This window comes from Actinoalloteichus hoggarensis (assembly GCF_002234535.1).
In the GTDB taxonomy this organism is placed as follows: domain Bacteria; phylum Actinomycetota; class Actinomycetes; order Mycobacteriales; family Pseudonocardiaceae; genus Actinoalloteichus_A; species Actinoalloteichus_A hoggarensis.
Genome location: NZ_CP022521.1, coordinates 5,483,392 through 5,501,784, shown reverse-complemented (window position 1 = coordinate 5,501,784; position 18,393 = coordinate 5,483,392). Strand labels below are relative to the sequence as shown.

The 18,393-nt window shown below is 71.4% G+C and carries 14 protein-coding genes, 1 tRNA gene and 1 riboswitch; of the genes, 9 read left to right on the top strand and 6 right to left on the bottom strand.

Going from position 1 to position 18,393, the window contains the following annotated elements:
• Positions 1 to 228: 228 nt before the first annotated feature.
• Entirely contained in the window at positions 229 to 1,437 is a 1,209-nt protein-coding gene (locus tag AHOG_RS23435) for a PucR family transcriptional regulator (protein WP_093944741.1), read from the bottom strand.
• A gap of 943 nt (positions 1,438 to 2,380) precedes the next feature.
• Between AHOG_RS23435 and AHOG_RS23425 the strand changes: the two genes are divergently transcribed.
• The 6 genes from AHOG_RS23425 to AHOG_RS23405 all read left to right on the top strand — a co-directional run bounded on the left by AHOG_RS23425 (position 2,381) and on the right by AHOG_RS23405 (position 8,917).
• A complete protein-coding gene (locus AHOG_RS23425; protein ID WP_093944740.1) occupies positions 2,381 to 3,160 on the top strand; it encodes a mechanosensitive ion channel family protein in 780 nt (259 codons plus the stop codon).
• 164 nt (positions 3,161 to 3,324) lie between these two features.
• Positions 3,325 to 3,460, top strand: a riboswitch (FMN riboswitch).
• 78 nt (positions 3,461 to 3,538) lie between these two features.
• Positions 3,539 to 4,198: a nicotinamide riboside transporter PnuC gene (gene pnuC, locus AHOG_RS23420; RefSeq protein ID WP_093943261.1), complete on the top strand. Its 660-nt coding sequence runs from the start codon at positions 3,539 to 3,541 to the stop codon at positions 4,196 to 4,198.
• Positions 4,199 to 4,270: 72 nt separating this feature from the next.
• Entirely contained in the window at positions 4,271 to 5,623 is a 1,353-nt protein-coding gene (locus AHOG_RS23415) for a M14 family metallopeptidase (RefSeq protein ID WP_245856411.1), read from the top strand.
• Between the two features lie 72 nt (positions 5,624 to 5,695).
• On the top strand, positions 5,696 to 5,818 hold the full coding sequence (locus AHOG_RS30295) for a hypothetical protein (protein WP_281258046.1): 123 nt from the start codon (positions 5,696 to 5,698) through the stop codon (positions 5,816 to 5,818).
• A 798-nt stretch (positions 5,819 to 6,616) separates the two neighbouring features.
• Entirely contained in the window at positions 6,617 to 7,945 is a 1,329-nt protein-coding gene (gene mgtE, locus AHOG_RS23410; RefSeq protein WP_093943260.1) for a magnesium transporter, read from the top strand.
• Positions 7,946 to 8,305: 360 nt separating this feature from the next.
• On the top strand, positions 8,306 to 8,917 hold the full coding sequence (locus AHOG_RS23405; protein WP_093943259.1) for a hypothetical protein: 612 nt from the start codon (positions 8,306 to 8,308) through the stop codon (positions 8,915 to 8,917).
• A gap of 243 nt (positions 8,918 to 9,160) precedes the next feature.
• Here the strand turns inward: AHOG_RS23405 and aceE are convergent, their stop codons facing one another.
• Positions 9,161 to 11,953 (bottom strand): pyruvate dehydrogenase (acetyl-transferring), homodimeric type, encoded by a 2,793-nt coding sequence (aceE, locus tag AHOG_RS23400; RefSeq protein ID WP_093943258.1) that lies wholly within the window; start codon positions 11,951 to 11,953, stop codon positions 9,161 to 9,163.
• Positions 11,954 to 12,257: 304 nt separating this feature from the next.
• On the opposite strand from aceE, the gene AHOG_RS23395 reads away from it, so the two are divergent.
• The 3 genes from AHOG_RS23395 (at position 12,258) to AHOG_RS23385 (ending at position 13,370) form a co-directional block, all read left to right on the top strand.
• Positions 12,258 to 12,689: a DUF3052 domain-containing protein gene (locus tag AHOG_RS23395; RefSeq protein ID WP_093943257.1), complete on the top strand. Its 432-nt coding sequence runs from the start codon at positions 12,258 to 12,260 to the stop codon at positions 12,687 to 12,689.
• 91 nt (positions 12,690 to 12,780) lie between these two features.
• Positions 12,781 to 13,245, top strand: a complete 465-nt coding sequence (locus AHOG_RS23390) for a peroxiredoxin (protein WP_093943256.1) — start codon at positions 12,781 to 12,783, stop codon at positions 13,243 to 13,245.
• A 50-nt stretch (positions 13,246 to 13,295) separates the two neighbouring features.
• Positions 13,296 to 13,370: transfer RNA gene (locus AHOG_RS23385), tRNA-Val, on the top strand.
• 161 nt (positions 13,371 to 13,531) lie between these two features.
• Here the strand turns inward: AHOG_RS23385 and AHOG_RS23380 are convergent.
• The 4 genes from AHOG_RS23380 to AHOG_RS23365 all read right to left on the bottom strand — a co-directional run bounded on the left by AHOG_RS23380 (position 13,532) and on the right by AHOG_RS23365 (position 17,726).
• Entirely contained in the window at positions 13,532 to 14,470 is a 939-nt protein-coding gene (locus AHOG_RS23380) for a helix-turn-helix transcriptional regulator (protein WP_093943255.1), read from the bottom strand.
• Between the two features lie 131 nt (positions 14,471 to 14,601).
• Positions 14,602 to 15,648 (bottom strand): NAD(P)-dependent alcohol dehydrogenase, encoded by a 1,047-nt coding sequence (locus AHOG_RS23375; protein ID WP_093943254.1) that lies wholly within the window; start codon positions 15,646 to 15,648, stop codon positions 14,602 to 14,604.
• 398 nt (positions 15,649 to 16,046) lie between these two features.
• Positions 16,047 to 16,886 (bottom strand): GNAT family N-acetyltransferase, encoded by an 840-nt coding sequence (locus AHOG_RS23370; protein WP_157737013.1) that lies wholly within the window; start codon positions 16,884 to 16,886, stop codon positions 16,047 to 16,049.
• Between the two features lie 93 nt (positions 16,887 to 16,979).
• Positions 16,980 to 17,726: a DUF3152 domain-containing protein gene (locus AHOG_RS23365; protein ID WP_211290480.1), complete on the bottom strand. Its 747-nt coding sequence runs from the start codon at positions 17,724 to 17,726 to the stop codon at positions 16,980 to 16,982.
• Between the last annotated feature and the right edge of the window lie 667 nt (positions 17,727 to 18,393).

Genomic DNA, 18,393 nt, shown 5'->3' with positions numbered 1-18,393 from the left:
TCCTTCGAGATAGGCCGGGGTTCTCGATGCGTCTGGTGGCGGCACGGCGGCCGCGGTACGAGCCTGCCGACGGCGCCTCGGGCGGGCGCGGCCGGTGTCCGACATCACGTCGCGGTGTCGTGCCGGACGGGCTTCGCCGCGTGCCCGCCGGGATGCCCTGACCCGCGGGCCGTCGCCGTCAAGCGGGAGCCAGAGCGGGCCACGAAGCGTCCTCGGCGGTGGCGCCGTTCACCACAGCCCGCGAGCCTGGGCGAGCCTGCCGACCTTCAACGCGACCTGAAGGACCAGCGCGTCACGCGGGTCGGCGGGGTTGTATCCGGTCAGCTCGGCCACGCGACGCAGCCGGTACCGCACGGTGTTCGGATGCACGAAGAGCGTCTTCGCGCAGGTCTCCAGGACGCCGCCGACCTCGAGGTAGGCCTGCACCGTCTCCAGCAGCCCGCCGCTGGACTCCGCCAGCGGCAACATCACCTGCTCGACCAGCTGCCGCTCCGCGCCGGGGTCGCCCGCCAGCGCCCGTTCCGGCAGCAGGTCGGTGGACCGGACAGGACGGGGAGCCGCGGGCCAGGCCACCACGGCCCGCAGCCCGGAGAGCGCGTCCTCCGCGGAGCGGTGGGCATCGGCGAGACTCTCCACGGTGGGGCCCGCCACGACGGGTCCGTCGCCGAATCCCTCGGAGATCTTCAGCAGGACGTCGCGTTCCTCGGTCGCGTCCACCATCCCGCCGAGCACCACGACCAGCCGTGAGCCGTGCACGCCCAGCAACACCGGCCGCGACACCCTGGCCGCACGGCTGCGGACCTCGTAGAGCACGGCGGGAGGATCGGTCGACGGCGGATTGCCGACCAGCACGGTGGCGGCGACCGGCTGGTCCCAGCCCAGGGCCGAGGCCCTGGAGAGCAGCGACTCCTCGGCGTCGCCGCGTACGACGCCGTCGACGATCAGCGACTCCAACCGGGCGTCCCACGCGCCTCTGGCCTCCGCCGCCGCCGCATAGGAGGTGGCGGCGGTGAAGGCGATCTCGCGGCCGAAACGCAGGATGCCCTCGGTCAGCACGGCCCGCTCGTCGTCGTCGGCGGCGAGTTCGGGGAGCTGCTGTTCGAAGACGTCGATGGCGATGCGGACCAGTTCGACGGTCTGCCGCAGGCTCATCCACCGGGACAGGTCCTTGGGCGCGGCGCGCAGGAAGCCCTCGGCCGTCACCCTCGGCGCCGCCTCCGACTCGCTCAGCCAGACGATGAAGTTCGCCACCCCGGCCTGGATGATCAGCAGGATGCTCGCCCGCTGATCGGCGGGCAGCCTGCGGAACCACGGGAGCACGCTCTGCATGGAGGCGATGCTGGCGGTGGCCAGGCCGCCGGAGGCGTACTCCAGCCTGCGCAGGGTCTGTACAGACAGCCCGTTCCTGGCCTGTCCTGCTTCGATGGCCTCGCCCATGGCCGCCAGAATCGCATGGGTGCCCGCGATGGAACGGGGCGGGCATGACTCCACCGTCGAGGTCGGGCGGTGACGAACAGCGGGACCGACGAGTCCGCCGGCCGGGCCGGTAGGCCGGCGAGCCGGTGCGACCGGCCGTCCGACGACGTCGACGCGCATCTCCGGGTTCGGGCGATGTGCTCGTGCCGGGTACGTGATCCGGTCGGCCGTGTGCCCCCGTGGACCGACGACGGGCCGGGGGTCCGCGTTGATCGCCGTCCGAGAGCCTGCCCGCCGCTCCCGTGATCGCTGTTCCCGTGACGGCCGCACGTCGCCCGCCGCCGAGTCGCCCGCCGCCGAGTCGCCGTCGTCCGGGAACGTCGCCGCACGACTGGGCGCGCCTGCGATCGACGAACGCGGCGAGCCGCAGGCGATCGGTGGACAGGGTCGACGACTCCGGCGGGCGAGCACGGACGGCGTGTCGCAGGATGCGGCGGCGGGCACTCCACGCCGCCGTGCGGCGGTCCGCCGCACGGCGGCCGACTTCGCGGCTTATTCCCGGGATTGCGGGCATGATCTCGACCTGGACCGAGTCGGTCGCGAGAAGCCTTGATTCCGGCGGGCGTCTCGGCGGGCGGGTTCCGCGATTTCGTGGTATTCGGGAACCGTCGTGAAGAATGGGAAACGGCGCGGTCCCGCGTCGGTATCCGGAGAATGAGTCTCAGCCCGTCCGGCGGACCTCCGATCGAGCCGCCACCGTGACGGTGTGCTTCTGACCTGCGTCGGGTGTCGGCGTGGAGCGGGTGCCCTCCTCGGCTCGACGGTCTCGGTGGAGCGCCTCGGCGGGTTCGTCGGCTGCGATTTCCCCCTTTCGTGCCGCGTGGCGATGACGGCATCGGCGGCCTCGCCGAGAAACGATCTGGAGGAGACGGAGGAACACAAGTCGCTTGACGAGGAGGAAGCGGTGGGCGAGAACATTCGCAGCGGGCTCGGAGAAGCCTGGTCCATGATCGCCACGTTCGTGCCCAAACTCATCGGTTTCCTTATCATCCTGCTGATCGGCTGGTTGATCGCCAAGGGCCTGGCCAAGGCGCTCGGGCTGTTGCTGCATCGTGCGGGCTTCCACCGGCTGGTCGAGAAGACCGGGCTCTCCGACATGCTCAGCAAGTCCAAGGTGGATCTCGGCGAGATCGTCATCAAGATCGTCTACTACTTCATCCTGCTGATCACGTTGCAGATCGCGTTCAGCGTCTTCGGCTCCGGCAACGCCATCAGCCAGCTGTTGCACTCGGTCATCGTCTACATTCCCCGCGTCGTGGTCGCGCTGATCCTGGTGCTCATCGCGGCGGCCATCGGCCGCGTGGTGCGTGATCTGATCCGCTCCGCCCTCGCGGGCCGGTCCTACGGGCATCTGCTGGGCACCCTGGCCTTCGTGTTCCTGATCGGCCTCGGCGTCATCGCCGCGCTCAACCAGCTCGGGATCGCGGTGACCGTCACGCTCCCGGTGCTGGTCACGGTGCTGGCCACCCTCGGCGGCATCCTCGTCGTCGGCCTGGGCGGCGGACTCATCAAGCCCGCGCAGCAGCGGTGGGCCACCTGGCTGGACCACTTCGAGAGCGAGTCCTCCCGGGCCGGCGCCGCCACCGCGGGAGGCGCGGGCGAGGGGCGCGACCGCCCCGCGGGTCGACCCCGGCGCAGGCCCGGCGACACCGACCCCTTCGACTCCGGCGGCCAGCCCGGCTGATCGACGGTCCTCTCGCCGCGTCGACCGACACGGCCCGGTGGCGTCCGTCGTCCATGGCATCGCTCCGCCCGCAGCCGGGACGGCGGTGGTGTCGCAGCTCACGTCGAGTGGGCGCGGGACGACGGAATGCCCCCGGGCCGTTCGTGGTTTCGGCTGAACAGACGACGTGCGCTCCGGGGTCGGTGGAAGTCCGAACCGGCGGTGACAGTCCGCGACCCGTCCGGCTGATCTTCGGCCGCGACGGTTGACCCGGTGGAACTCCGGGACCGACGGTGAAAGTCCGGATGGTAGGCGGCGCACGCGAGTCGGCGGCGCCGTCGTGTGCCGTCGACCTCGCGTTCGTGACCCCGGGGACCGAGGGTGCGGGGAGGACGCGAGATGAGCCTGCTGCTGGAACATCACCTGGTGCTGCTCGGCCAACAGGTCTCCTGGGCCGAGTTCATCGGGCAGCTCTGCGCCCTGGCGGTGGTCTTCCTCGCGCAGCGTCGAACCCTGTGGACCTGGCCGGTGCAGGTCGCCGCCACGGTGCTGCTGTTCAGCGTCTACTTCTCGGCGCAGCTCGGCGGCCTGGCCGTCCGGCAGGTGGTGATCCTGGCGATCTCGATCTACGGCTGGTGGGCGTGGAGCAGGCGACGCGATCCCGTCTACGGCGTCGCGGTCCGCCCGGCGACCGGCGTCGAGCGGCTGGCTCTGCTGGGGCTCATGGTCGGTGGCACCACGGTGTTCGCCCTGCTGCTGGACGCGCTGAACGCGTCCTGGGCGCCGTGGCCGGACGCCTGGATCTTCATCGGGACGGCGGTGGCCTTCCTCGCCCAGAGCCGAGGCCTCGTCGAGTTCTGGCTGGTCTGGTTGGCGGTCGACGCGGTCGGTGTTCCGCTGCAGCTGGCCTCTGGGCTGTGGTTCAGCGCGTTGGTGTACGTGGTGTTCGCGGTCCTGGTGATCCAGGGCTGGCTTCAGTGGGCCCGCGCCGCACGGGCGCAGCATTCGGCCGCGGCGGACTCGGCGGGTCCGGGAAGCGGAACACGATCAGCTGCTTGACCGCTCTACGAGATCCTTGATGTCCTTCTCTTTCGCTGCCGGGCCGCTCCCCGGCACGGAAGGGAGAACATCGTGTCCACCCTCCGAGAGCCCGGCGGACGACGCACCGCCCTGGCCGGCCGACTGGGGGCGGGTCTCCTCGCCGCCACGCTGTTCATCGTCTCGGGCGGCTCCGCCCTCGCCGGGACCGAGACCCACTCCGACCCGCAGGCCCCGTCGACGGCCGAGCCCCCGCGCACCGGTTTCGAGCGCACCTCGGGCGCCGCCTGGACCACGGAGGACGAGGAGATCGCCTTCCTCGACGAGGTCGTCGAGCGCGGCGACCACGTCGAGATGGCGCAGGCGGGCACGTCACTGGAGGGCAGGCCGCTCAACCTGGTGCGGATCGGCGGTCCCCGGTTCGGACCCGCGCGGACCACGGTCCTGTCGTTGTGCACGCAGCACGGCAATGAGCCGTCGGGACGTGAGGCGTGTCTGTCCATGATCCGTGATCTGGCCTTCACACAGGACCGCGCCGTCGAGCGGCTGCTGCGGACCACCGAGCTGCTGTTCGTGCCCACCGTGAACCCGGACGGCTTCGTCGCGAACACCCGAGGCAACGCCGCGGGCGTCGACGTCAATCGAGATCACCTCGCGCTGACCACGCCCGAGGCCCGCACCATCGCCGAGCTGTTCCGTGACCACCGGCCGGACGTCGTCTACGACCTGCACGAGTACGGCGCCCGACCGCCGGTGTACGACCGCGACTTCCTCTCGCTGTGGCCGCGCAACCTCAACACCGACGACCGGGTTCACGCGCTCGCCGAGGCGCTCTCCGAGGAGTACGTGCGACCGGCGGTGGAGGCGGCGGGCTTCACCAGCGGCATCTACGGCATCCACGTCGACCCGGAGACCGGCGAGCCGATCGAACAGGTCGCGGGCGACGGCCAGGAACGCATCCTGCGCAACACGGCGGGAATCAAGGACGCCGTCGGCATCCTCGTCGAGACCAGGACCACCGCGCTGACCGAGGAGGAGCTGGCCGACCCGGCGGTGAACAATCGTCGCCGCGTCGACTCGCAGCTCGCGGGGCTGGCCGGGGCGCTCGACATGCTGCGGGAGCGGGGCACGCGGATCAGCCTGACCACGGCCGCCGCGCGGGCGGCGGGCTACGCCAACCACGGACCCGTCTACTTCGGCGGAGCCGACAATGAGGAGCCCGCACCCGAGGACGTCCTCACCGAGCGGGTCTGCGGATACCGGCTGACCGCTGAGCAGTTCGCCGAGGTCGAGTCGACACTGGCGGCGCACGGCGTGCGGAGCCTGCCCGGCCGCGACGGCGTGCTGGTGCCGATGGCGCAGCCGCTGCGGGAGCTGATCCCGCTGCTGCTCGACGAGCGGGCCCGGTTCTCGCTGACGGCCGGAACGCCGTCGGCGCGCTGCTGAGGTCCGTCACCCGGACCCACCTGCCGAGACGTCGCATGATCCTCGGCCACGCAAGACGGAGCGGGCGCCGGGGTGATCGACGGACTCGTTCGGCACCTCCTCGATCGGCTCGCCTGCCATGTTCTGACCGGTCGGCCCGATCTCGCCGCCGACTCGCAGGTCTGGTCCGAGGCGTTCGTCAGCGCCAGCAGGTAGTCGGCGGGGCGCTCGGGCTGTGGGTTGAGGTCGACCTCGACGTCCGATGCCGTGCAGGTGGTGACGGCGCCCTCGCGAGAGTCGGGCTCCGTCGCCGTCGCGCCCGCGCTGGTCTGTCCGGCGGCCGGCAGTAGCGCGCCGCCGAGAACCCCGGCGAGGGTGGTCGTCGTCCGAGTCGTCTTCCGCATCGGGAGTCCGTTCGATATGCCAGTTCGTTACGTTGTGCGGACCGGCCCTTCTGTTCAGTGGATCTGTCCGACAGACGTGCGTCCCCCGGTGCGGGCTGCCCGCGGCGACTGTTCCGGGACGTCGTAGAGAGGGCGGATCCGTGTTCCGACTTCTCGTCCGCCCTGGGCGCGCGAACCTCGTCCGTCGCGGCTGGTGGCTTCGTGGAAGTGAACAGGCTTCGGCGCGAAACCAGCGCGTGCTGATCCGGGTGGGGCGACACACCCGTGCCGCCGCCGCGACGAGATCTCCCCGAACGAACACATCCGGGTCGGGACCGGCGCGCTCCCGAGCCTCGGAGGCCTGCCTGCCGCGTGGCCCGCGGCGCCGATCGCCCCGCGGCTCTCCCTCCGCCCCGCTTCGCCCCCCACCGTGGGCAGGCCGCCCGGGCCCACGGCGGCGCGGCGACGGGCCGCGGCACGCAGGCGGCCTCACCACGATCAGCGCCCGCTCGCCCGTCGATCTCCCCCCGGCCGAGTGTCGGCGCGGGCACGGCAGGCGCGGCGTCGACGACCCCCGGCGCGGCCCGGAGTAGGTTGTGCGGCGGTCCGCGATCGGCTGGAGGCTGACCTGATGGAGGACGAGCTGCGCGACCTCGTCGAAGCCGAGGACCTCGGCGCGCTGCGACGATGGCTCGACGACCGACCGCCACACGAGGTCGCCGCCGAGCTCGGCCGTCTCGACCAGCCCGCTATGGCGCTGCCCTTCCGGCTTCTGGAGAAGGACCGGGCGCTGGAGGTCTTCGAGGAGCTGGACCCGGTGCACCAGCAGTGTGTGCTGGACGGCCTGCGTGATCAGGCCTTCCGTGAGCTGGTCGAGGAGATGGACCCCGACGACCGGGCCCGGATGCTGGCGGAGGCCCCCGCCACCGTGGTCCGGCGCGTTCTCGCGGGTCTGAGTCCCGGGGAGCGGCGCACCACCGCCGCCCTGCTCGGGTATCCCGAGGGCTCGGTGGGCCGGGTGATGACCCCGGAGGTCGTCTGGGTGCATCCATGGCAGTCGGTCGCGGAGGCGCTGGCGACGGTTCGGCTCCGGGGCGCCGACGCCGAGACCGTCTACACGCTGCCCGTCATCGACATCGGACGCAGGCTGCTCGGCGTGGTCTCGCTGCGCACGCTGGTGCTCAGCGACCCCGAGGAACGCCTCGACGAACTCGTGAACACCGAGGTCCCCTCGGTGGCCGCCACCGACGAGGCGGAGGGCGCCGCGCGACTCATGCAGGAGGCCGACCTGCTCGGGCTGCCGATCGTCGACAGCGAGCAGCGGCTCGTCGGGCTGCTCACCGTCGACGACGCGATCGAGGTCATCGAGGAGGCCGACACCGAGGACGTCGAGCGGCAGGCGGCCGCCAGTCCGCTCGGCAGGCCCTATCTCGCGGCAGGGGTGCTCGCGCTGGCCCGGTCTCGGCTGCCCTGGCTGCTGTTGCTGATCGTGGCGGCCACCATGACGGTGAACGTCCTGACCTTCTTCGAGGCCAGCCTCGCCGAGGTGACGGCCCTTGCCCTGTTCATCCCGCTGATCACCGGCACGGGCGGCAACGCGGGCTCCCAGTCGGCCACGTCGGTCGTGCGGGCGCTGGCCGTCGGCGACGTGCGCTTCGGGGACCTGCCGAAGGTGCTCTGGCGGGAGGGTCGGGTCGGCCTGGTCCTAGGCGTCGCTCTCGCGGCGATCGGCGTGGTCGTGTGCACCCTGTTCGCAGGCTGGCGGCTCGGGCTGGTGGTGGCCCTGTCGCTGATCGCGGTCTGCGCCTGGGCCGCCGTCGTGGGGGGCGGGATGCCCCTGCTGGCGAAGAAGATCGGCGTCGACCCGGCGGTGGTCTCCGCCCCGATGGTCACCACCCTGGTCGACGCGACCGGGTTGATCATCTACTTCCTCACCGCGCACGCCGTGCTCGGGCTCTGAGCTTCACCCGCCCGGGGCGGAGTCGCGGGGCCGCTCGCGGCTGACCACCGCCGACCCGGTCGGTGCGTGGCGAGTGACCCCGGCAACGCCTGATCGCGGCAACGCCTGATCTCGACAGCGGGTGATCTCGACAGCGGATGATCGCGTCGGCGGGTGATCGCGGCAGGCGGGCGGACGTCCACCGAGCCGCCGCCCGGTCGCGGATCGGGGTGTCGCCCGCCGCTACCCTCGGTACCGGTGATGTCCGGCGGCAGGCGACACCGAGGAGTGACGCCCCACCGATCGAGCGGGGTCCGGCGGTGTGCTGGCGCGGTCGCCCGAGACGCACCAGTCCATCGTCGACGCACGGAGCAGACGGACATGAGCGGACGCCCCGACTGGACCACCTGGTGGCGGGCATGCGCCTGGCTGCTCGTCGCGGCGTCGGGAAGCGTCGCACTCGGATCCCTGTTCGACGCCTTCGCCGTCGTCACGGGCTGCGCGGACGGGTACGGCAACGCCGGGCTGTCCGGCCGGCTCGACGGCACCGGGTGTCTGTTGAGCGAGGACGGCGTCCCCCTCTTCCGCCTGCCGTGGGCCGACCTGGCGCTGGGTGCCGCCGCCGCGGCGGCGGCGCTGATCGCGACTCTGCTGACGCTGCGCGCCGTGCAGCGGGGCGGCGGCCGGTCCGCTGTGCTGGTTCCGGTGCCCGCCCTGCTCGTCGCCGGGGCGGCCGCGGCGGTGCGCGAACTGCGTCTGCCGTCGGTCGACGTGCATCCCTGGTTCGTCCACCCCGCCGTGCGCGACGGCGATCCCGGCGACGGGTACGCCTACCGCTTCCACTCGGTCGAGGAGTACTCGCTGCACACCCCGGCCGGTGATCACCTTCTCGTCACGCCGCAGCCGTGGTGGATACCGGTCCTGATCGCCTGCCTGCTCGCCGTCGCGGTGACGGTGACCGCTCGCGCCGCGGCCTCGGCCCATCGCGGCTGACCCGGGCCGACGGCGGCCGATCGGCCCGGTGCGAATCGAAGAGCAGCCGCCGTGTGGACCAGGGCCCCGAGGCCGGGTGCGCCCCCTGGTTCCCGCCGCGCGCCCGCCACCGTGTCGTCGCGACGTCCTGTCCGACACAGGACGTCCTGTACCGGCCCGGCCGCCGGTGCTCGACACGCCCGGACAGGCCGTCGGCCTCCCGACCCGGCCGGGGCCGGCGGGAGGCCGACGAGGTCACCGGGGTCAGGCGACGCCGGGATCGGACGTCTGCGGCCCCGCCGCCTGCACGTCCTCGATCCGATACGTCCGCGCGGCCTGCTCGGCCACCGAGTGGTCGATGTCCCCTCGGCGTGCCAACGCCAGCAGCGTGCCCACCACGATCGACTCCGCGTCCACGAGGAACTTCCGTCGCGCCGCGGGCCGGGTGTCGGAGAAGCCGAAGCCGTCCGTGCCCAGCGTCAGCATGTCGGTGGGCACCCACGGTCGGATCAGGTCCGGCACCGCGCGCATCCAGTCCGACACCGCCACCACCGGGCCGCCGGTGCCCTCCAGCACACGGGTGACATGCGGCACCTCACGTTTCGACCCGGGCCGCAGCAGGTTGTCCTGCTCCGTCCGCACCGCCTCGCGGCGCAGCTCCGCCCACGACGTCGCCGACCACACCGCGGCCTGGACGCCGTGATTCTCGGCCAGCAGCTCCTGGGCCCGCAGCGCCCACGGCATCGACACCCCGGAGGCCAGGATCTGCGCCGTCGGACCGTCGCCCGCGGGTGCCTTCGCATACCGGTACAGCCCGCGCAGCAGACCGTCGACGTCGAGATCCGCCGGCTCGGCGGGCTGCTGGTAGGGGTCGTTGTAGACGGTGAGGTAGAACATGACGTCCTCGCCGTGCGGGAACTCCTCCGACTCCCCGTACATGCGGCGCAGGCCGTCCTTGACGATGTGCGCGACCTCGAAGGACCACGCCGGATCGTAGGAGACGACCGCGGGGTTGGTCGCCGCCAACAGCAGCGAGTGCCCGTCGTTGTGCTGAAGGCCCTCGCCGGTGAGCGTGGTCCGGCCTGCCGTGGCGCCCAGGACGAAGCCGCGTGCCATCTGGTCGGCCGCCGCCCACAGGCCGTCGCCGGTGCGCTGGAAGCCGAACATCGAATAGAAGATGTAGACGGGGATCATGTGTTCGCCGTGCGTGGCGAAGGACGTCGCCGCCGCCGTGAACGACGCGGTGGAACCGCCCTCGTTGATGCCCTCGTGCAGGATCTGGCCCTGCTCGCTCTCCTTGTAGGCGAGCATCAGCTGGGCGTCCACCGACGTGTAGAGCTGGCCGCTGGGGTTGTAGATCTTCTGCGTCGGGAACATGGAGTCCATCCCGAACGTGCGTGCCTCGTCCGGGATGATCGGCACCAGCCGCGGCCCGATCTCCGGGTCCTTGGCGAGATCGCGGATCAGTCGGACGAAGGCCATCGTCGTGGCGACGTCCTGCTTGCCGGAACCGCGCCGGACGACGTCGTAGATCTTGTCACCCGGCAGCACCAGCGGCTTGGCCCGGACCCGCCGCTCCGGCACGAAGCCGCCGAGCCTGCGGCGTCGCTCCAGCATGTACTGGATCTCCGGGGCGTCCTCGCCGGGGTGGTAGTACGGCGGCAGGTACGGGTCGGCCTCCAGCTGCGCGTCCGTGATCGGCACCCGCGTGCTGTCCCGGAACAGCTTGAGGTCGTTGAGGGTCATCTTCTTCATCTGGTGCGTGGCGTTGCGGCCCGCGAAGGTCGGACCCAGGCCGTAGCCCTTGATCGTCTTCGCCAGGATCACGGTCGGCTGGCCGTGATGCGAGGTCGCCGCCCGGTAGGCGGCGTAGACCTTGCGGTAGTCGTGGCCGCCGCGCTTGAGGTTCCAGATCTGCTGATCGCTGTAGTCGGTGACCAGTTCCTTGGTCCGAGGATCCCGGCCGAAGAAGTGCTCCCGGACGTAGGCGCCGTCGTTGGCCTTGTACGTCTGGTAATCGCCGTCCGGCGTGGTGTTCATCAGATTGATCAGCGCGCCGTCACGGTCGCCGTGCAGCAGCGAGTCCCATTCGCGACCCCAGATGACCTTGATGACGTTCCAGCCCGCGCCCCGGAAGTAGGACTCCAGCTCCTGGATGATCTTGCCGTTGCCCCGGACCGGGCCGTCCAGCCGCTGCAGGTTGCAGTTGATCACGAAGGTCAGGTTGTCGAGGCCCTCGTTCGCGGCGACGTGGATCAGGCCGCGCGACTCCGGCTCGTCCATCTCGCCGTCGCCGAGGAACGCCCACACGTGTTGATCGGAGGTGTCCTTGATGCCTCGGTTGTGCAGATAGCGGTTGAACCGGGCCTGATAGATGGCGTTCATCGGGCCGAGGCCCATCGAGACGGTCGGGAACTCCCAGAAATGCGGCATCAGCCGGGGGTGCGGGTACGAGGGCAGGCCGCCGCCCGGCCCCGCGTGGGAGTACTCCTGCCGGAAGCCGTCGAGCTGCGACTCGGTGAGCCTGCCCTCCAGGAAGGCCCTGGCGTAGATGCCGGGAGAGCCGTGCCCCTGGATGAAGACCTGGTCGCCGCCGCCGGGATGGTCCTTGCCTCGGAAGAACCAGTTGAAGCCGACCTCGTAGAGCGTCGCCGAGGAGGCGTAGGTGGAGATGTGGCCGCCGACCCCGATGCCCGGCCGTTGAGCGCGGTGCACCGTCATGGCGGCGTTCCAGCGGATCCACGCCCGGTAACGGCGTTCGGTCTCCTCGTCACCGGGGAACCAGGGCTCCACGTCGGTGGGGATGGAGTTGACGTAGTCGGTGGAGGTCAGGGACGGCAGGCCGACGCCGCTCTCCCTGGCGCGCTCCAGGAGCCGAAGCATCACGTACCGGGCGCGCTGCCTGCCGGTGGCGGACAGGATCGAGTCGAAGCTCTCCAGCCACTCGGCTGTCTCCTCCGGGTCGATGTCCGGAAGGTGCGCGGCAAGGCCGTCACGGATCACACGCACCCGCTGGGGCGCGTCGTCGGCGGCGTTGCCGTTGTTCTGCGGGGCCAAGGGATCTCCTCGCCAACGTCGAGGTGTCGTCAAGCTGGGCTTCGCCCAACGCTGTCATCCTCCACCATCGTCGTCGCGGACGGCTGGTGCCGTCATCTGTACTCGCCGGTAACTTTTCGCGGGCGCGAGTACCCTGACCGGTGGTGATCGGATCTACTGCGGCGTGTCCACCTGCCAGCGGTTGCGCTCGGGGGTGCGATCGGTGTTCGCTAGCCGGAATCGGTCGCAGTAGATCGGACAGAGCAACTGTGTGCGAGGGCCGTTCGAGGCCCTGGCACCTCCACTGTAGGAGGAGTGAAAAGCCGTGGTCGCCGCGGGAGACGCCGGAAAGGTCGGCGTCGCCGACAGGCTCGGGATCGAGCCGGACATGGTGGTCCAGGAGATCGGCTGGGACGAGGACGTCGATGACGAACTTCGCTCAGCGGTCCAGGAGCGTTGCGGCAGTGAGCTGCTCGACGAGGACGTCGACGAAGTCGTGGACGTCGTCCTGCTGTGGTGGCGGGATGACGACGGCGACCTCGTGGACACGCTCGTCGACGCGATCTCTCCGCTGGCGGACAACGGCGTGATCTGGGTGTTCACGCCGAAGACCGGCAGAGACGGCTACGTCGAGCCCAGCGAGATCGCCGAGGCCGCGCCGACGGCCGGACTGTCGCAGACGTCCAGCGTCAACGTCACGGACGACTGGTCCGCGACGCGGCTCGTCTCGCCGAAGGCAGCGAAGTCGAAACGCTGAACCGCCAGCTCCCGAACACGCTGTCCCGGCCCGCGCCCGACGCGGTCGGGACGGCGTCCATCCAGAGCCTTCCAGCGAAAGGGTTCGCGGTATGACACTCGAGGTCGGTACTCAGGCACCGGACTTCACGCTCAAGGACTACGACAAGCAGCCGGTCACATTGTCGTCGTTCCAGGGCCGGAGCAACGTGCTGCTCGTCTTCTACCCGTTCGCCTTCAGCGGGACCTGCACCGGCGAGCTGTGCCAGGTCCGCGATGAGCTCGCCGACTACGAGGGTGCCGACGTGACCGTGCTCGGCGTGTCGACGGACACGTCGTTCAGCCTGAAGAAGTGGGCCGAGCAGGAGGGCTACACCTTCCCGCTGCTGTCCGACTTCTGGCCGCACGGCAGCGTCGCGCAGGCCTACGGGGTGTTCAACGAGGACGCCGGGTTCGCGAACCGCGGGACCTTCCTGATCGACAAGCAGGGCGTGATCCGCTTCGCCGAGCGCTACGGGGCGGGCGAGCGGCGCGATCAGTCGGCGTGGAAGAAGGCCGTCGCCGCACTGGCGGCCTGACTCGGCCGTGTCGCCGTGTCGGGCGGCCGGGTAGGCTTCTCGACACGATCGGGCGCATAGCTCAGCGGGAGAGCACTCGGTTTACACCCGAGCGGTCGCAGGTTCGAATCCTGCTGCGCCCACCAGCTCGACGGCCGTGTGCCTGCGACCGGTGATCGCCGCGCCTCGCGCGTCCTGCCCTATTCGGGGGTGCGGCGGGGACGATGTCACCGCCTGCGAGCCGAGAATCGGACGGAAGTGAGCGCCGGGCCCCCGCCCGTCGATCGGGTGACCGCGTCGTTCGGCCTCACTGGGAGGCAGGCTGACGGCGAACGGGGGCGGTCCGCACGCGCCGGAATCCGCCGCCGGCGGACGTCGCCGGATCGGCCGCCGCGGGCGGGCGCTCGTCCCGGCGGGCGGCGGCCCACTCGCGCAGGCGGGCGAACGAACGAGCCGCCTCCGCGCTGGGACCTACTCCGTAGGTGACGATCTGCAGGCCCGGCTCGCCTGCCTGCTCGAACACGTCGAAGGTGACGTCGATCCGACCGATCTCGGGGTGGCGGAACGATTTCACCCCGGTGCGATGCGAGTGCACGTCGTGGTCCGCCCAGTCCCGCCGGAAATGCGGGCTCCGGGCGGACAGCTCCGTGATGAGCGCGCTGAGCTCGGCGTTGTGCGGATCACGACCGGTGTCCCGCCGCATCACCGCGGCCGTCGTCCGGCGTGCCTGCGGCCAGTCGAGGTAGTAGGCCTCGGCCCGAGGGTCGAGGAAGACGAAGCGGGCCGTGTTCGGCACGCCCTCGACGTCGAAGTGCGGCGCGTACAGCGCCCGCCCCAGCGGATTCGCCGCGATGAGATCCTGACTCGCGTTGTGCACGATCGCCGGGACCGTCAGGTTGTCCAGCACCCGCTGCACGGAGGACCGCACCGACCGGACGACGGGCTGCCCTGCGCGGTGCCCCGACGGCGCGATGCGGGCGAGATCGAAGAGGTACTCCCGCTCGACCTCGTCGAGCTGTAGGGCGCGGGCGATCGCGTTCAACACGCTCTCGGAGGCTCGATGGATGTCGCCGCGTTCCAAACGCGTGTAGTAGTCCAGGCTGACGCCCGCCAGCATCGCGACCTCCTCGCGTCGCAGACCGGGCACCCGCCGATCGCCGCCGAGATCGGGGAGGCCCGCCTGCTCCGGCGTGACGTTCGCGCGACGGGAGACGACGAACTCCCGCACCTCGTCCCTGATGCTCATGTCTTCGATGGTAGAGCCGGCTCGACCGGTGAGGCGTGCCTGCGGCCGTCGCGTCTCCCGGCGCCCGCGGCCTGCCGACCCGTGATGGGGCGCGGCAGGCCGCGGACGTGGTGCGAGCCGAGGACCGCAGGTCAGGGCCGCAGTGTGGAGATGTCGATGACGAACCGGTAACGGACGTCGGCGGCCAGGACACGCTCCCAGGCGTCGTTGATCTGGTCGGCGGTGATGATCTCGACCTCCGGGGCGATGTCGTGTTCGGCACAGAAGTCGAGCATCTCCTGGGTCTCGGCGATGCCGCCGATCTTGGACCCGGCGAAGGAGCGCTGGTTCTCGAACAGGGTGAACAGGGTCACGGGGGCGGGCTCCGGCGGAGCGCCGACGTTCACCAGCGTGCCGTGCAGCGTGAGCAGCCCCAGGTAGGCGTCCACGTCCAGCGGCGCGCTGACCGTGTTGACGATCAGATCGAAGGTGTTGGCCAGCTTCGTGAAGGTCGCCGGGTCGCTGGTCGCGTGGTAGTCGTCCGCGCCGAGACGCAGCCCGTCGTCCTTCTTGCGCAGGCTCTGCGAGAGGACGGTGACCTCCGCACCGAGAGCGTGGGCGAGCTGAACGGCCATGTGCCCGAGGCCGCCGAGGCCGATCACCGCGACCTTGCGACCGGGACCGGCGTTCCACCGGCGCAGCGGCGAGTAGGTGGTGATCCCGGCGCACAGCAGCGGGGCGGCCTTCTCGAAGGGGATCGACTCCGGGACCCGGAGCGTGAAGTGCTCGTCGACGACGATGTGGGTGGAGTAGCCGCCCTGGGTGACCGAACCGTCGGGCTCGGTGCCGTTGTAGGTGTCGACGAAGCCACGCAGGCAGTACTGCTCCTGACCCGCGAGGCAGTTCGCGCACTCGCGGCACGATCCGACCATGCAGCCGACGCCGACCCGGTCGCCGACCTGGTGGCGGGTGACCTCGGCGCCGATCTCGGTGACGATGCCGACGATCTCGTGACCGACGGTGAGCGGGTAGGGCACCTCGCCCCAGTCACCTCGGACGGTGTGGATGTCGGAGTGACAGACGCCTGCCCAGGCGATCTCGATGAGCACGTCCGTCGGTCCGACCGCACGCCGGGAGACGACTCCGGGTGTGAGGGGCTCGGTGGCCGAGACGGCGGTGTAGGCAGGTACGAGGGTCAATGAAGTTCCTTTGCCAGTTCGACAGTCGCGGTGTGCGCGTCCGTGCTCGCCTGCGAGACCGTGCGGGCCGCGGCGGGCGAGAAGCACCTCGGCTCCGGCCGCGTCAGGACGGCGGAGACGGCGGTGCGGACGTCTGCCACTACGGAACCATCGCGGCGGCCGCCGTGGGAGGGTCGCTCAGAACCCCCCGCCGCGCCGGTCGCCGTGGTGGTCCGACGCGGGCTCGCGGCCGGCGCGCGGGGCGGCGCGGCCGCGCCTGCCTGCCTCGGGACGCCGCGGAGTAGCGCCGGGCATGACCCACCATCGGCGAGATCCGCCCGAGAGCGTGCGCGTCGGCGACCGAGGTCACCGCGTCGCCTGCGGCACCGGCGATGCCGGCCGCCCCGACGGCCACACGATCAGGACAGGGTCGCCGCCTCCGGCGGGCGGTACGAGCGGGTCACCAGGGTGGGTCGGAAGCCGAGCCGGGCGTAGAGGTGCCGAGGGTGGTCGGTCGGGTCGGCGGCGATAACCAGCTCTCGGGCGCCTCGACGCCGGGCCGCGGTGACGGCCGTGACGACCAGCGCGGTGGCGATGCCTCGGCGGCGGTGGTCGGAACGGACGAAGACGTCCTCCACGATCCCGAGCCCGTCGACGCCCGCCCAGCAGATCACGAAGCCCACGACCGACCCGTCCACCGCTGCCACCAGGAGATCGGCATGGCGACTCAGCTCCCGGCGCAGTGCGACGGCTGCGTTCGTGACCTCGGGAGAGCGCGTCGGCACCCCGGCACGCCGGTCCTCCTCCTCGTGATCGAGCCGGAAGAGGCGCGCCACCGCGGGCCAGTCGGACTCGGTTCCGGGTCGGATCTCGGTTCTGGGGACCGCCGTGCCGGCCACGCCGGTGACGGCGCGGACGTCCTCGCCGCCTGCGCCGCCGGGACTGATCGGCGGGCCGGTCAACACGAGCTGCAGCTCCGCGTCGCCCGTCCAGCCGTCGATGATCAGCTTCGGCTCGACGTCGAGCGGCCCGGCGGGGTGAAGCCGCACCGCCCGGCCGGGCCTGCCCGTCTGCCGTTCGGCGGCGGCCAGCACGCCGGGCAGGCTTTCGGCGGTCGTCTCCGCCGAGAGCTGGAGGAAGTCGCCCAGCGGATGCGGCGGCAGGCGCGGATGGGTGACGACCAGACCGCCCTCGATCCGACGGCGCAGGCCGCCGAGAGCCCAGTAGGTCGTGATCGTGTCGATGATGCGTCGCGCCATACCGCGACGGTAGCGCCGGAGGCCGCGGTTCACGCCCGTCTCGGGCACCGCCGGACGGACCGCCGCCGAGCATCGTCCGCCCGACGTCCTACCTCAGGGGAACGGCCAGCCGTTGGGTTCGCAGCCCTGAAGGCCGTAGGTCTGCTGCTGCATCACGGGGGCGAGTTCGCCAGGGCCGGGACAGTTCACGTGGCCGAAGCCGAGAGCGTGCCCGACCTCGTGGTTGATCACGTAGACCCGGTAGGTCTCCAGGTCGCCGTCGAAGTGCGGCACCCCGCTGACCCAGCGGTTCTGGTTGATGACCGACCGGGTGCCGTTGAAGCAGGACACCTCGCCGTTGGTCAGCAGGGGCGCGCACAGCTCGTCGGTGAGCTCGGGCGAGGCGAGCGTCACCCGGAAGTCGACCGGCTCCTCGTCGACGCGCTGGAAGGACAGGGCTCCCTCGCCGCCCCAGCTCCGCTCGTCACCCAGGGTGCGCTCGACGGCCTCGGCGAAGGCCCTCGGGAATCCGGGCAGTCCCTCCTCCACCTCCACGAGGTAACGACGCACCGGACCCTCGCCGTACACGCGGCTCCGGCCGGGGATGACGGTCAGCGTGCGATCCGCGCTCCATACCTCGGTCTCCCGCGCGAAGCCCACGTCGGGCGGCGGCACCGAGACGCCGTGCGACTCGCCGGGACGCGCCCGTCGTTCTTCGGGCGCGTCGGGTGGTCCGGTGGGTGTCACGAGGGGCTGGCCCGCACCCTCCTGCGCGGCCTCCGTCGGCGGAGCCTCCTGCTGACGCAGGTTGCCCGCCGTGTCCACGACCCACAGCAGGGCCAGCGGAACAGTGATCAACAAGATCAGCCTTCTGACCCGGCGGGCGGTCGTCCGCCTACCGGTCCGCCGGCCCGTCTTCGCAGGTGAAGACGCCGTCGCCGACTCGGTCGGCGTGTCGTCTCCGTGCTTGCCCTCGCCCGTGCTCATCAAGGGGAAAGCGTAGTCGGCCCCGTCGAAGGCGGCGCGACGTCGGTCCCCGTCCGGGGGACCCCCGGCGGGTGTCCCTCGGATGCCCGTACGCAGGCACCCCGGTCCCGCGACACGCCGAAGCATCGAACGGGGTCCGGCTCGGGTGCGCGGGACCCTCGAAGTCGGTCGACGGGCTGCCGGCAGGCCGGTCGACTTGCTGTCGGTGACGGGGTCGACCCGCCCTGCGACCCGGTCCGAGCGGGGTGCCGAGACGGCTCCTCGAGCGCGGCCCGCACCGCTTCATGTCGTCGAACCGGCTGAATACGGTGCGCGTCGGCTGCCGCGGCCGGTGTCGCTGCTCCCGTTCGGCAGCCCGATGCTTCGACCGCGCGAGACAGCCGACGGTCGACGGGGCGATCGACCCCGCTTTCGGGAGCGGGCGGCGGCGACGCGACGCGGGTCGCGAAACGGGCCCCGTGCTCGACCTGCCTGCCCGCCCCCGGCGGTAGACCCGACGACCATGTCGTCACCCACCGGGTCCGGCGACGCGGCGGAGACC

Bases quoted from the DNA above. Each gene is read 5' to 3' on its own strand.
- AHOG_RS23370 (WP_157737013.1), bottom strand. From the start codon at position 16,886: ATGGCGCGACGCATCATCGACACGATCACGACCTACTGGGCTCTCGGC.
- mgtE (WP_093943260.1), top strand. From the start codon at position 6,617: ATGGAGGACGAGCTGCGCGACCTCGTCGAAGCCGAGGACCTCGGCGCG.
- AHOG_RS23380 (WP_093943255.1), bottom strand. From the start codon at position 14,470: ATGAGCATCAGGGACGAGGTGCGGGAGTTCGTCGTCTCCCGTCGCGCG.
- AHOG_RS23435 (WP_093944741.1), bottom strand. From the start codon at position 1,437: ATGGGCGAGGCCATCGAAGCAGGACAGGCCAGGAACGGGCTGTCTGTA.
- AHOG_RS23405 (WP_093943259.1), top strand. From the start codon at position 8,306: ATGAGCGGACGCCCCGACTGGACCACCTGGTGGCGGGCATGCGCCTGG.
- pnuC (WP_093943261.1), top strand. From the start codon at position 3,539: ATGAGCCTGCTGCTGGAACATCACCTGGTGCTGCTCGGCCAACAGGTC.
- AHOG_RS23390 (WP_093943256.1), top strand. From the start codon at position 12,781: ATGACACTCGAGGTCGGTACTCAGGCACCGGACTTCACGCTCAAGGAC.